The organism is Pseudoclavibacter sp. VKM Ac-2867, assembly GCF_015351275.1.
GTDB lineage: Bacteria > Actinomycetota > Actinomycetes > Actinomycetales > Microbacteriaceae > Pseudoclavibacter.
In genome coordinates, this window is the sequence record NZ_JADKSL010000002.1 from 132,791 (window position 1) to 146,382 (window position 13,592).

Consider the following 13,592-nt stretch of genomic DNA (forward strand, 5'->3'; position numbering starts at 1 on the left):
CCGGCAGAACGCTAGGCGATCATGGCAGCGAACCAGCCAATCGTTGAGATGAGCGGCATCTCAATCGAGTTCCCCGGAGTGAAAGCACTCCAAGACGTGAACTTCCGACTCTTCCCCGGCGAAGTGCACACCCTCATGGGCGAGAACGGCGCGGGGAAGTCCACCCTCATCAAGGCCCTCACCGGCGTCTACAAGATCGACGCAGGCGCCATCCTGATCGGCGGCGAGGAGCGGCAGCTCAGGGGCACGGCAGACGCCCAAGCCGCAGGCATCTCCACGGTCTACCAAGAGGTGAACCTCTGCGACAACCTCTCCATCGGGGAGAACGTGATGCTCGGGCACGAAGTGCGGGGGCCCCTCGGAATCAACTGGCGCAAGACGAACGCGGCAGCGCGCGACGCACTCGCAGCGCTCGGGCTCGACCACCTCGACCCGAAGCGCTCGCTCTCGAGCATCTCGCTCGCGATGCAGCAGCTCGTCGCGATCAGCCGAGCGATGGTCATCAGATCGAAGGTCCTCATCCTCGACGAGCCGACGTCGAGCCTCGACGCGCAGGAAGTGGAAGGGCTGTTCGCCGTCATCCGCCAGCTTCGCGAGCAGGGGGTCGCGATCCTGTTCGTCTCCCACTTCCTCGACCAGGTGTACGCGATCAGCGACCGGCTGACCGTGCTCCGCAACGGCCAGTTCGTCGGCGAGTACGCCACCGCCGCCCTCAGCAGAAGTGATCTCATCTCGAAGATGATCGGCAAGGAGTTCTCGACCCTCGAGTCGCTGGGCGCCAACCGACGGGTCGACGCCCGAGACAGCGACGACGTCCCCCTCTACAGTGCTCAGGGCATCGGTCGAAAAGGCTCCATCGATCCCGTCGACATCGAGGTCCACCGCGGAGAGGTCGTCGGTCTCGCCGGACTGCTCGGATCGGGACGCACCGAGCTCGGGCGCCTGATCTACGGGGCGGACAAGCCAGACGCCGGAACGGCCCACCTGAACGGGTCGCCCGCCGAGGTGCATTCGCCCGCCGCCGCGCTCGGCAAGCACATCGCCTTCTCGACCGAGAACCGTCGAGACGAGGGCATCGTGGGTGACCTCACCGTTCGCGAGAACCTGATCCTCGCCGTCCAGGCCAGACGAGGCTGGGCTCGCCCGCTGTCCAGAAGAGAGCAGAACGAGCTCTGCGCCAAGTACCTGACCGAGCTCAACGTCCGCCCCGCCGACCCGGAGCGCGCCATCCGCAACCTCTCCGGAGGCAACCAGCAGAAGGTGCTCCTCGGTCGCTGGCTCGCCACGAAGCCCGAGCTGCTCATCCTGGACGAGCCGACCCGCGGCATCGACGTGGGAGCCAAGGCCGAGATCCAGGAGACCATCGCGCAGCTCGCCGAAGACGGCATGTCGGTCATCTTCATCTCGTCGGAGCTCGACGAGGTGGTCAGGCTCAGCGAGCGGATCGTCGTCCTCAAGGACCACAGGAAGATCGCGGAGATCGCCAACGGCCCCGACGTCACCGCGGACCTCATCGTCCAGACCATCGCAGCCGACGGAGTCGACACGCAGCTGCCTGACACCCCGTCCACCCCACCCGCATCCACTGACGTCGAGGGAGCCCACGCATGAGCCAGACCACGGCCGCGCTCGGCACACCGACCACCGACGGCCCCGCCGAACCGCCCCAACGCCGACGAGCCACCGACCACCCGGTGCGCGGCGCACTTCGACAGCCCTACATCTGGGCGGTCGTCGCACTCGTGCTGCTCATCATCGTCAACCTGCTCAAGGACCCGGGCTACCTGGGCATCTCGGTCAACCAGGCGACCGGTGACCTCAACGGCAACATCATCGACATCCTCCGCGCAAGCGCACCCGTCATGATGATCGCCGTCGGCATGACCCTCGTGATCGCCACGCGCGGCATCGACCTGTCCGTCGGCTCCGTCATGGCCGTGGCGGGTGCCGTCTCGATGGAGTTCATGGCGTCCGCGCAGAACTCCTTCGGCTCGGCGCTGACCGCCATCGGCCTCGCGCTGCTCATCAGCGCGCTCCTCGGCACCGTCAACGGACTCCTCGTCTCCGTGGTCGGCCTGCAGCCCTTCATCACCACGCTCATCATGATGCTCGCCGGGCGCGGGCTCGCGAAGGTCATCACCGCCGGCCAGAACACGTCGGCGAGCAACGACTCGTTCCGCTGGATCGCCAACGGCACGATCGGCGGGTTCCCAGTGATCTTCGTGCTCGCCGTCGGCATCGTCGTCCTCGTCGCACTGCTCGTGCGACGCACCGCGCTCGGCCTCATGATCGAGTCCATCGGCATCAACCCCAAGGCCTCCCGCATGGCGGGCATCCGCCCCATCGGGCTGCTCTTCTTCGTCTACATCTCGAGCGCGATCCTCGCGGGCGTTGCCGGCATCCTCAGCACCGCCACCGTCATGACGGTCGAAGTCGCCAAGACAGGGTCGGCGTCGGAGATGGATGCGATCCTCGCCGTCGTCATCGGCGGCACGTCGCTCGCCGGCGGCAAGTTCTCGCTCACGGGCAGCGTCATCGGCGCCCTGCTCATCGCGACGCTGGACAAGACTGTCGTGTTCCTCTCCATCCCATCCTCGGCCACGCCCGCGTTCAAGGCGATCGTGATCGTCCTCGTCTGCCTCCTGCAGTCGCAGCGCGTCCGCGACTTCTTCAAACGGCGACGAGCCAAGACCCCCACCGGACCCGCGAGTTCCGCACCAGCGCAGAAGGCGGTTGCCGCATGACCACCATCGTCGAACAGACCAGCGAGGTCACCAGGCTCGCGAAGTTCAAGCCGAACCTCGACTCCCTCCCGACGCTCGCCGCCGTGGTCATCTTCGTTGGGATGCTCGCATACGGGGAACTCGCGTACGGCGGGATCCTGCAGTTCAGCACCCTCTCCAACCTCCTCATCAACAACGCGTACCTCATCGTCCTCGCCATCGGACTGACCTTCGTCATCCTGACGGGCGGCATCGACCTCTCCGTCGGCGCGGTCATCGCAGTCAGCAGCCTGGTCGGGGTCATGCTCTCCAGCGCAGGCCTCCCCGCGATCCTTGTGATCGTGCTGATGGTCGGCATCGGCTCGCTCTTCGGCCTCGCCTCCGGAATCCTCATCCACTACTTCCGAGTGCAGCCGTTCATCGCGACCCTCGCGATGATGTTCCTCGCCCGCGGGCTCGCCTCGATGCTCAGCACCGAGCCCCAGCGACTCGCGGACGACTCGCCCATCCGCGGACTCTCCACCGAGATCAAGATCATCGACGGGCCGAAGATCAACGACCTCGTCGTCACCCCCGCTGTCGTCATCGCGGTTCTCCTCGTCGGTGTCGCCTTCTTCATCCTGCACCGCACCCGCTTCGGGCGGACCGTCTACGCCATGGGAGGCTCGGAGCAGTCCGCGCTGCTCATGGGACTCCCCGTCGCGCGAACGAAAATCATGATCTACGTCATCAGCGGCACCCTCGCGGGCATCGCGGCGGTGCTCTACACCTCGAAGCTCGGGATCGCGCAGAACATCACGGGCGTCGGATGGGAACTCGACGCGATCGCTGCGGTCATCATCGGCGGCACGCTGCTGACCGGCGGTGGTGGGTTCGTGCTCGGCTCAGTGGTCGGCGCCCTCGTGCTCGGGCTCATGAACGTTCTCATCACTCGCGACGGCAGTATCCCTCCGGAGGCGACGACGATCATCACTGGCGGCATCCTGCTCGTGTTCGTGCTGCTGCAGCGGGCCGTCACCTCACGGAAGCGGCGAACGCAATAGCGGCGAGCGCTGTGCCTGGCGAGCCTCCCTGCGCGAGCCTAAACTCAGCCCATGACCGGCATCACCGCAAGGGGCGCGCGCGTCTTCGCAGCGGTCCTCGCGGCGGCTGCGCTCGCCTCGCTGAGCGCCTGCTCGGCGAGCCCAGCCCTCACGATCGGGGCGGATGCGCCTCCCTCGGTCACCGAGACCCCATCAGCCGCCGCACCTCCGGCGGCGAGCGGCGAGCAGTTCACGCCCGTCGTCGTGTCCGCCCTCGCTGCACCCATCCCCGTGCTCGGAACGAATGAGCGCATCCACCTCGCCTACGAGCTGCAGCTCACCAACGGGTCGCCCTCCAAGGTGAAGATCCAGGGAGTCGAGGCGAGCAGCGGCGGAACGGTGCTGCAGGAGCTCGAGGGTGACGACCTCGACGACGTGATGCGGGTCGCCGGCACCACCGACGGAGGCGGCGTCGAGCTCGGGCCTGGTCAGAACGCGACCGTGTGGATGGACGCGACCATCGCATCCGATGCCGACGTGCCCGACCTCATCGACCACACCGTCACCGTCGAGATGCCGAAGGCGCAACCGCCGCTGTACGAGAAGACCATCGCCGAGACCACGCAGGCCGTCGCCGTCGACAAGCGCGAGGTCGCCGTCATCGGCCCGCCCCTCACCGGCAGCGGCTGGCTCGACGCCAACGGCTGCTGCGGCCTCACCGCCCACCGCGGCGCCGTCAGCCCCATCAACGGCGCCTACTGGGCGCCAGAACGCTGGGCCATCGACTACGTCAAGCTCACCCCCACCATGCAGCTCTACGAAGATTCGCGTGACAACCCGCGCAACTACCCCGGCTTCGGCGAGAACGTCATCGCCGTCGCCGACGGCCCCATCGTCGCCATCACGAGCGACCGCGCCGAGCAGAAAGCCGGCACAGCCCCCGGCCCGACCCTCACCCTCGACGAATACGGCGGCAACTACGTCGTGCAGGACATCGGCGGCGGCAACTACGCGTTCTACGCCCACCTCAAGACCGGTAACCCCTTCGAGATCCAGGTCGGTCAGCAGCTCGCCCGCGGCGACCGCCTCGGCCTGCTCGGGAACAGCGGGAACAGCGACGCCCCGCACCTCCACTTCCACATCATGGACTCCCCGAACCCCCTCGCCTCCAACGGGCTGCCCTTCGTCTTCGACACGTTCACGCTCGACGGCCAGGTCACCTCGCAGGCCGCGCTCGACGCCGGCGAACAGGGCAAGGCCTACAAGGTCGACAAAGCGAACGCCGGGGAGCGCACCAACCAGGTGCCGCTCACCGGCGACCTCATGACCTACCCCGGCGCGTAGAGCGCGCCCCCGCCCCTGCCCCTGCCCTGCCCCGCCGCCCCGCCCCGCCCCGCTCCCGCCGCCGCCCGCGCCCCGCTCCCGCCGCCGCCCGCGCCCCGCTCACGCCGCCGCCCGCCACGGGGATCGCTGCCCGGCGTTTCGCCCCCGCCGGCTCCCTCCGCCGGGATCGCTGCCCGGCGTTTCGCCCCCGCCGGCTCCCTCCGCCGGGATCGCTGCCCGGCGTTTCGCCCCCTGGGGTGCCGCGCAGAGGGGTATTCGGCGGGCAGCGATTGCTGAGGTCCGCTCTGCGTCTCTGCCTCCCCGCCGCTTCTCTCCGCTTCTTCGCCGCCTCCCCTCCCCGCCCCGGCCGTCTCCCCCTCCCCGCCGCCGCACCCCTCTTCCCGCTTCCCGCCGCCTCCCTCCGCCGGGATCGCTGCCCGGCGTTTCGTCCCCTGTGCTGCCGCGCAGAGGGGTATTCGGCGGGCAGCGATTGCCGAGACCCGCTCTGCGTCTCTGCCTCCGTGGTCACATCACGTGGCGTGGTGTCGTTTCGCAAGGTCGGCGCGCCCTGTGTTCCGGTGTGGGTGAGACGATGCTGGGACCGCGCCTCGCGCGATGGCGCCATCTCAACTGGCCCAGGTGCAGTGCCGGTCCCCGTCGACCGCGCCATGCGGGCTTTTCGCAAGCGTGATGGGTTCTTACTCATCACCGTTCACCGAAACCCCGCACGCGCATCCGCAAAACCCATCACCGTTGCCGAAACCCCGCACGAAGTGACACCACTCATTGGGGCTCGCCCGGGCCTCCCCGCGCCCCTCATGGCGTGATCGCTGCCCGGCGATTCGCCTTCCGGGGCCTCGCGTCGAGGGGAGTTCATCGGGCAGTGATGGGCTCCGGTTCGCCTGGTCTTCTGCGTGAGCGGCGACTCGCGGGGGCTCTCAGGATGCGGGGCGTACGGTCGTGCCGTGAGCGTGCACATCCGCAGCATCGGCACCGCCGTCCCCCCGACCGAGCTGCCCCAGACGAAGGCCCGTGACCTCTTCGCGGCCCAGCCCGGCATCAACCGCCTCGGCGCGCGCCTCATCGGCGCGGCCTTCGATGGCTCCGCGATCGAGACGAGGCACACGGTCGTGGATGCGCTGGCCGGCGGTACCGACTCGGCGCTCGTCGCCGATGGCCTAGTGCTGGACGCCTCCACCGGCGCCCGCAATGCGGTCTACGCCGAGCGCGTGCCCGAGCTGCTGCTCGGGGCCGCCCGCGCCGCACTCGAGGGCAGCGGCCTCGAGACCGGCGACATCACGCACGTCGTCACCGTCTCCTGCACGGGCTTCTACGCGCCCGGCCCCGACTACGAACTCGTGCGCGGCCTCGGCCTGTCGCCCCGCGTGCAGCGCTTCCACCTCGGTTTCATGGGCTGCTACGGCGCCTTCCCGGCGCTGCGTGCAGCGTATGCCTTCGCCAGAGCCGACCCGAACGCGGTCGTGCTCATCGTGTGCGTCGAGCTGTGCACCATCCACTTGACGAGCTCGAACGACCCGGAGCAGATCGTCGCCACCTCGGTCTTCGCAGACGGGGCTGCGGCAGCCCTCGTGACGGCACGTCCCGCCCCGGCCGGCACACGCATCCTGACCATCGACGCCCTCGCGAGCACCATCACCGACGAGGGCGAGTCGGAGATGGCGTGGACCATCGGCGACAGCGGGTTCCGTATGCGCCTCTCGGGGTACGTGCCGAGCATCATCGGGGCGTCGATCGAAGACGTCGTCGCTCCGCTGCTCGCGCCGACCGTGCCCGCCGAGACACCGCTGTGGGCGATCCACCCGGGCGGGCGGAGCATCCTCGACAAGGTCGAGCAGGCCCTCGGGCTCACCGAGGAGCAGCTCGCGCCGTCACGAGGCGTGCTGCGCGACCACGGCAACATGTCGAGCGCGACGGTGCTGTTCATCCTCGAACGGCTGCTCAGCGGGAACGCCGATGACTCGAGGCGCGGCATCAGCGGCGGCGAGTTGAGCATCGACGGCCAGGGCGTTGACGGCCCAGGCTCCGGTGCCCCGGCGGTCGGCGCCCTGACCGTTGGCGGCCCGAGTGTCGGCGGCCCGAGCGCCGGCGATCCGACCATGGGCGCCCCGAGCGTCGGGGCCCCGAGCGTCGGCGATCCGAGCGTCGAGAACCCCAGCGGTCGCGACCGCGGCGAGGCGCTCTGCGCGATGGCGTTCGGTCCCGGCCTCACGGTCGAGGTCGGACGATTCACGCGGGTGCGCGCGTGACCGCACTCCGCGCGGTCGCCTCGGCGTTCGCCCTCCCGCGCGATACGACGTCGCTCGAGCTCATGGACGACCCCGATTGCGACCGCGATCGCCTCTTCGCGACGTACCGGCAGTTCCGCGCCGTGAACGCCCTCGTCGCGGGCTGGCGGCGCGTGTACTTGCGCGACGTGCGGCCCGTGCTCGACCGGAAGCGCACATCCAGGTTGCTGGACATCGGCTTCGGGGGCGGCGACATTCCACTGGCACTCGCCCGGTGGGCCGCGCACGACGGGCTGCGCCTCGAGGTGACCGCCATCGACCCCGACGAGCGAGCGCACGAGTTCGTCGAGACGCGCGGCCTCACGGGGAGCGGCGTCGACTTCCGGGCGGCGTCCAGCAGCGATCTCGTCGCCGCGGGGGAGTCCTACGACATCGTCACGTCCAACCACCTCCTGCACCACCTCGACCCGGATGCGCTCACCGGCCTCCTCGCCGACAGCGCGGCCCTCGCCCCGCTTACCCTGCACAGCGACATCGAGCGTGGACGCATCGCGCTCACCGCGTTCGGCGCCGCGACGAAGCCCCTCGACCGCGGGTCGTTCGTGCACTTCGACGGGACGCTCTCCATCCGTCGCAGCTACACGGCGCCCGAGCTCCGAGCGGTCGCGCCGGACGGATGGACGGTGCGGCGCGAGTTCCCCTACCGGCTGCTGCTGACCCGAGACCAGACGCTCACGCCGCAGGGCTCGCCTCAGCCCGCCGGTGTACCGTCGGCGACGTGAACGTGCCCCCGCTGCTGGTCGCCGCGACAACCAGCTACGCCGCGAACTGCGCCCTCGGCGTGAGCGTCGCGACGGGTGTCGTGCGAACCGGCCGCTGGCATTGGATCCACCACGCCCTCTACATCTGCACGTCGGGGCTCACGCTCGCCGCCGGCGTCGCGCTGCTCACGAGCCGCGACGAGCATCGCCGCCGCGCCGGCACGCTGCTGCTGCCGACTGCGCTCCCGCTCGCCGCGATCCCGTACGCCGGCACCCACTCCCGACGCCACCCCGCCATCGCGCTCGCGGCCGCACCCTTCTACGCGCTCGCGGTGCGAGCATCCGCTCGCCGCTGAGAAGTCCAGCCCTGCCGGGTTGCCGCCCGGCCCCACCGCTGCCGCGTTGCTGCCCTGCCCTGCCGCCCTGCCCGCCAGCGCCCCGACCGGTCAATCGCTGCCAGTCGAATTGCCTTCCAGGATGAGCGCTGGACGGGTATTCGACTGGCAGCGATCTTGCGGGCGCGGGCTCAGGCGCGGGTGACTGCGATGTAGGTGGGGCCGCCAGACCGCGCGGCGACACATCTGGCGCCGAAGCGCCTCAGCCTTCGCCGTTGTAGTACGGCCACGGGTTGATGCGGCGGTCACCGCGGCGGTCCGGTCCGGTGAGGGTCACCTCGCCGGTCGCTGCCCACTCGACGCCGCGCGGGAACATGCGGATGAACTCGATGCGGCGGAACGTGTCGATGTCGTGCCCGATCGTGATCGTGAACGAGCGGCCAGTGCCGTACTCGTTGATCCAGGCAAGGGGCTGCTCCGTGTTGATTCCGGGCAGCGCGGTGATGCCCTCCGGCGGAATCGCGACGGGGTAGTGGGGCATGGGCCACATGGGCGCCTTCTCGTAGGACTCGAGGTCGTCGAAGGTCGTGAGAAGAACCCGCGCGCCCTCGTACAGTTCGACGCCGACGAGGATGTCGTCGCCCGTGACCGTCCAGGTGTCGTTGATGCCGTCGGTGATGGCGTGGCGGGGTTCGGTCGTGCGCAGCTGCGCCTCACCCCAGGGGCGGGGGCGGATGCCGGTTGGCACGCTGAGCTTCGAGCCGCGCATGACGTTGTACTCCTCCGGGTACCCCCAGTCGTCTTCCTGCACGGCAGAGCCGTGGAACCAGACGATGCCCTTGCCGTCGTCGTGCACGAACTTCAGGATCGCCGCGTCCGTCTCCGGACCGAATCCGGTGCCCTGGTCGTGGTAGCCGTCGCGACCTTCGAACACGATGAGCAGCGCGTCGTACTTGCCGATGATCTCGGAGGTGAGACCGCGGGGGTCCTCGGTGACGCGCACCTTGAACCGCCCCGTGTCTTCGAGGAGTGTCGTCAGCCATTGGTTGTGCTGGCGGAAGCTGCGGAACTCGTTGTCATGCTCGGACGTCATGTGTCCCGAGAGGATGAGCACGTTGAGGGGACTGGTCACTGGTTCTCCTTTGAGCCGGGTGTTCAGGCCAGGCTTCCACGCTTCTGTCGAAATCGCACATAAGGAGTTCGGATCGCCAGCATCAGGCTGAGGGTCTGGACTTTTGAGCCCCGAGGTCCACCCGAAGGCTCGGGCATACGTTTCAGGCGGATGCGCCAGACTCAGCGCATGGAATTCCTCGACGTCCTGCGGCGCCGCAAGACCACCAACGGCCCGTTCCTCCCCGACCCCGTCAGCGAGGAGCATCAGCGCCTCCTCATGGAGGTCGCCGGTCGTGCCCCATCGCAGCTCAACAGCCAGCCGTGGCGGTTCGTTGTCGTCGAGGCGCGCGAGACGATCGAGGAGATCGCCAGCATCAGCGGCGAGAGCATGACGACGGCCATGAGCAACGGCACGTTCTTCGAGCGGTACAAGCCGTACTTCCGCTTCAGCAAACAGGAGATGGAGCAGCGGCGAGACGGGATGCTGTTCGACAAGCTCCCCGCGCCGCTCCGGCCCTTCACGAGCCAGGTGTTCACGAAGCGCGGGCAGTTCCTCATGAACTCGCTGCGCGTCCCCAACACGCTCGGCGAGGAGAACCGCAAGCTCGTCGCGGGCTCACCGCTGCTGCTCGGCGTGATGCTCGACCGCGCCGAGTATCGGCCCGGGGAGTTGTCCTCGTTCTACTCGGTGTTCAGCATGGGGGCGGCCATGGAGAACATCTGGCTCACCACAGGTGAGATCGGGATGGGCATCCAATTCGTGTCGTTCCCCATGGAGGTGCCGGGGCAGTGGGACAAGATCGTCGACCTCCTCAAGGTGCCGGACGAGTTCGAGCTCATGGCCGTGTACCGCCTCGGCTACCTCCCCAAGGAGCAGCGCCGCCCCGCCATCGACTGGTCGTCGCACCAGCGCAAGCTGCCCTCGCAGTACGTGTTCCGCGACACGTGCGAGACGCCGCAGCAGGGCTGGGACGAGGCCGCGCCGACGACGTAGGCGACGGCTGGACTACACGGCGGGGCAGGCCGTCGTGTACGTGAGGTTCGTCATCCGCACCCCGTGGCTCAGGACGCCCTGCGGCGGCACCGCGGTTCGTGGTGTCGTCAGCTCGACGATGAAGGAGTCGGTCGAGCCGGTCGACGAGTAGGTGACGGAACCCGCCACGACCGGCCCGATCGGCAGGTCGGCCGTCGGACGGTAGGTGTTGGATACGGGCTCCAGTTCGACCCTGTTCCCGGGGGTCGCGACCGCTCCCGGAAGTCCGACGACGCGGAGGTGCTCGCGGTAGAAGTCGCTCCCGTCGACGTCGAAGACGCGGAAGCGGATGTTCGCGAGGGGTCGGTCGAAGGTGATCGTCGTCGTCTGCGTGTAGGCGGCGTCGAACTCCTTGTTTGCTGCGGCCACCGTCTGTCGGTCGCCGAGGAAGATGCCGTCACCGGTCGTGTTGAGGTTGTCGGAGGTCGCGGGAACCTCGATGTTCGGCCCAGGGGCGACGGTGACGGTGTACGTGACGACCTCGCCCGTCGGCGTCGTGAAGGTGCCGACGCCGTTGCTCGTATCCGTGGCGGTGAAGGTGTTCTGCCAGCTGAGTTGCGCGTCCTGCGTGCACACGCCAGACGCAGCAGCGACCGGGGCGGCGGATGCGACGGCGATGAGCGGCACTGACCAGGCCGCGCCCGTGACGAGCGCTCTGCGCGAGAGCTCGGGTCGGCGAGATGAATGGTTCGGGTGCGACATGGAGGACCTCTCGAGTGGGGGCGGCGAGGTGCCACGGGGAGGGAATGGAGCCGAGGGGAGGCAGGAAGGAATGCGGCTTCCGCTTCGATTGTGAGCGAGAACTCTCCGGAAGTCATGTGGGAGCTGCATCTGGATCCGGCGGGCCAGCCGTGCTCGCCGCGTCGCGCGTCAGCTGGCGGTGGAGTTCGCGAGGGCTGTCCGCGCCACCTCTCCCGAGAGCACGAGCTCGGCGACGGCCTCCATCTCGGGGCTCAGGAAACGGTCGGGACCGGCTCCATCGGAGACGGCGGAGACGAGGCCCAGGACGGCGCTGGTTGCCCGGCCAGGCTCGAGGGGAGCGCGGAGCTCGAGCGCGCGGGATCCGGTGAGCACCTCGATGGCGAGCACGCGCCCGAGCCCGTCGACGGCGCGGCGCAGCTTGCGCGCTGCAGCCCAGCCCATCGAGACGTGGTCCTCCTGCATGGCCGATGACGGGATCGAGTCGACGGATGCGGGCACCGCGAGCCGCTTGAGCTCCGAGACGATGCCCGCGGCCGCGTACTGCGCGATCATGAGGCCCGAGTCGACGCCGACCTCGTGCGCGAGGAACGGCGGGAGCCCGCGGTTGCGGGACGGGTCGAGGGCGCGGTCGGTGCGGCGTTCGGAGATGCTGGCCACGTCGGCGACCGCGATGGCCAGGAAGTCGAGGACGTATGCGACGGGCGCCCCGTGGAAGTTGCCGTTCGACGCGACCCGACCATCCAGCGTCACGACTGGGTTGTCGACGGCGGATGCGAGCTCACGCTCGGCGATCATCGCCGCGTGCGCCAGCGTGTCGCGGGCGGCCCCGTGCACCTGGGGGGAGCAGCGCAGCGAGTAGGCGTCCTGCACGCGGCCGTCCTCAGGCCCGCGGTGGCTGGCGACGATGGGGGATCCGGCGAGGAATCGACGCAGGTTCGCGGCGGACTCGCCCTGGCCGAGCTGCGGGCGCAGGGCCTGCAGATCGGCGGCGAAGACAGCATCGGTCGCGAACTGGCTCTCGACCGACATCGCGGCGGCCAGGTCGGCCGTCGTGAGCAGCATCCGGATGTCGTGGATCGCGAGCAGCAGCATCCCTAGCATCCCGTCGGTGCCGTTGATGAGCGCGAGGCCCTCCTTCTCGCGGAGGACAAGCGGCTCGATGCCGGCGGCCACTAGTGCCGCACTCGCATCAACTTCGGTGCCGCTCGCGTCGCGCACGGTGCCCTCGCCGGTCGCGGCGAGGGCCAGGTGAGACAGCGGGGCGAGGTCACCCGAGCAGCCGAGCGAACCGTACTCCCGCACGATCGGGGTGATGCCCGCGTTGAGCATGGCCGCGTAGGTCTCAACGACCACGGGGCGCACGCCGGTTCGCCCCGTCGCGAGGGTCTGCAGGCGCAGCAGCTGCAGCGCCCGGACCACCTCGCGTTCCACCTCCGGCCCAGTACCAGCCGCGTGCGAGCGGACGAGGCTCGCCTGCAGCTGCACGCGCCGCTCGGGCGCGATGAACTTCGTCGCGAGCGCGCCGAAGCCCGTCGAGATGCCGTAGTGCGGGTTCGGGTCGTCGGCGAGGCGTTCGATGAGGTCGCGGGTGCGCGCCACCTCGGCGAGTGCGGCCGGTGCGACGTCGACGTGCGCGCCATGCCTTGCGACAGCGACGACCTCCGCAGGCTCGAGCGGGCGAAGACCGAGAGTGACGGGCCCGATCGATGCGGCCTGGCCTGAGCCGGGTTCGGCGGGGCTGGACGAGGTGCGGCCGGCGGCGGATGCGGGTGTGCTCATGACCTCGATTCCACCCCACCCGTTGCGCATTGTCAGCGCGGGGAGGACACTCAGTGTCTGTGATCTCAGACAGAGTGCCCGCGCTGGCCGGCCAGCTCGCGCGTGCGCTGCTGACGGTCGCCCCGGTGTCCAACATGAGTGAGATAACCGCCACTCGAGGCCCCGTAGCGCGGTTCGGGCCGCTTTCATCACTGATGTTGGTCACGCGCGCCCGGGAGTCGGACCCGCCGGCCCCGGCGGCTGCCACGGACGCGGCGGATCCGGCGGACTCGACGGAGTCGCCCGCGCGCCTGACCAACTTGCGTGAGATACCCGCTACTCGAGGCCGTTTGCTGCGGTTCGGGTCGGTTTTATCACTCACGTTGGTCACGGCTGCCCGGGAGTCGTGCGCCACCGACGCGGCGGGCCCGGCGAAGTCGCCTGCGCGCCTGACCAACTTGCGTGCAATATCTGCCGTCCGAGGGCTTTTGGCGCGGTTCGGGCCGTTTTTTGCACTCATGTTGGTCACGCGCGCGGCCAGGTCGAGGCCGCTCGAGGGCATTGCCGGGGTGAGCT

At 69.2% G+C, this 13,592-nt stretch carries 11 protein-coding genes; 8 read left to right on the plus strand and 3 right to left on the minus strand.

Going from position 1 to position 13,592, the window contains the following annotated elements; translation table 11 throughout:
- Positions 1-48 precede the first annotated feature (48 nt).
- The 7 genes from ITJ67_RS03615 to ITJ67_RS03645 all read left to right on the plus strand — a co-directional run bounded on the left by ITJ67_RS03615 (position 49) and on the right by ITJ67_RS03645 (position 8,431).
- Positions 49-1,611, plus strand: a complete 1,563-nt coding sequence (locus tag ITJ67_RS03615; protein WP_416362299.1) for a sugar ABC transporter ATP-binding protein — start codon at positions 49-51, stop codon at positions 1,609-1,611.
- On the plus strand, positions 1,608-2,744 hold the full coding sequence (locus ITJ67_RS03620) for an ABC transporter permease (RefSeq protein WP_194676774.1): 1,137 nt from the start codon (positions 1,608-1,610) through the stop codon (positions 2,742-2,744). Before ITJ67_RS03615 ends, ITJ67_RS03620 begins: the two co-directional genes overlap by 4 nt.
- Entirely contained in the window at positions 2,741-3,766 is a 1,026-nt protein-coding gene (locus ITJ67_RS03625) for an ABC transporter permease (RefSeq protein ID WP_160071367.1), read from the plus strand. Before ITJ67_RS03620 ends, ITJ67_RS03625 begins: the two co-directional genes overlap by 4 nt.
- 51 nt (positions 3,767-3,817) lie before the next feature.
- A complete protein-coding gene (locus tag ITJ67_RS03630; RefSeq protein WP_194676775.1) occupies positions 3,818-5,089 on the plus strand; it encodes a M23 family metallopeptidase in 1,272 nt (423 codons plus the stop codon).
- A 944-nt stretch (positions 5,090-6,033) separates the two neighbouring features.
- Complete coding sequence (locus ITJ67_RS03635) at positions 6,034-7,335, plus strand: type III polyketide synthase (RefSeq protein ID WP_194676776.1); 1,302 nt, start codon at positions 6,034-6,036, stop codon at positions 7,333-7,335.
- Positions 7,332-8,096, plus strand: a complete 765-nt coding sequence (locus ITJ67_RS03640; protein WP_323741377.1) for a class I SAM-dependent methyltransferase — start codon at positions 7,332-7,334, stop codon at positions 8,094-8,096. Before ITJ67_RS03635 ends, ITJ67_RS03640 begins: the two co-directional genes overlap by 4 nt.
- The gene (locus tag ITJ67_RS03645) at positions 8,093-8,431 is read left to right on the plus strand and encodes a hypothetical protein (RefSeq protein ID WP_160071121.1); all 339 of its coding nucleotides are present in this window, start codon (positions 8,093-8,095) and stop codon (positions 8,429-8,431) included. The genes ITJ67_RS03640 and ITJ67_RS03645 overlap by 4 nt, the downstream gene beginning before the upstream one ends.
- Positions 8,432-8,672: 241 nt before the next feature.
- Here the strand turns inward: ITJ67_RS03645 and ITJ67_RS03650 are convergent, their stop codons facing one another.
- On the minus strand, positions 8,673-9,542 hold the full coding sequence (locus tag ITJ67_RS03650; protein WP_194676777.1) for a ThuA domain-containing protein: 870 nt from the start codon (positions 9,540-9,542) through the stop codon (positions 8,673-8,675).
- 168 nt (positions 9,543-9,710) lie between these two features.
- On the opposite strand from ITJ67_RS03650, the gene ITJ67_RS03655 reads away from it, so the two are divergent.
- The gene (locus tag ITJ67_RS03655) at positions 9,711-10,517 is read left to right on the plus strand and encodes a nitroreductase family protein (protein ID WP_160071123.1); all 807 of its coding nucleotides are present in this window, start codon (positions 9,711-9,713) and stop codon (positions 10,515-10,517) included.
- Between the two features lie 12 nt (positions 10,518-10,529).
- Here the strand turns inward: ITJ67_RS03655 and ITJ67_RS03660 are convergent, their stop codons facing one another.
- Together ITJ67_RS03660 and hutH are read right to left on the minus strand one after the other, a co-directional pair.
- A complete protein-coding gene (locus ITJ67_RS03660) occupies positions 10,530-11,258 on the minus strand; it encodes a hypothetical protein (RefSeq protein WP_194676778.1) in 729 nt (242 codons plus the stop codon).
- A 168-nt stretch (positions 11,259-11,426) separates the two neighbouring features.
- Positions 11,427-13,037 (minus strand): histidine ammonia-lyase, encoded by a 1,611-nt coding sequence (gene hutH, locus ITJ67_RS03665; RefSeq protein WP_194676779.1) that lies wholly within the window; start codon positions 13,035-13,037, stop codon positions 11,427-11,429.
- Positions 13,038-13,592 lie beyond the last annotated feature (555 nt).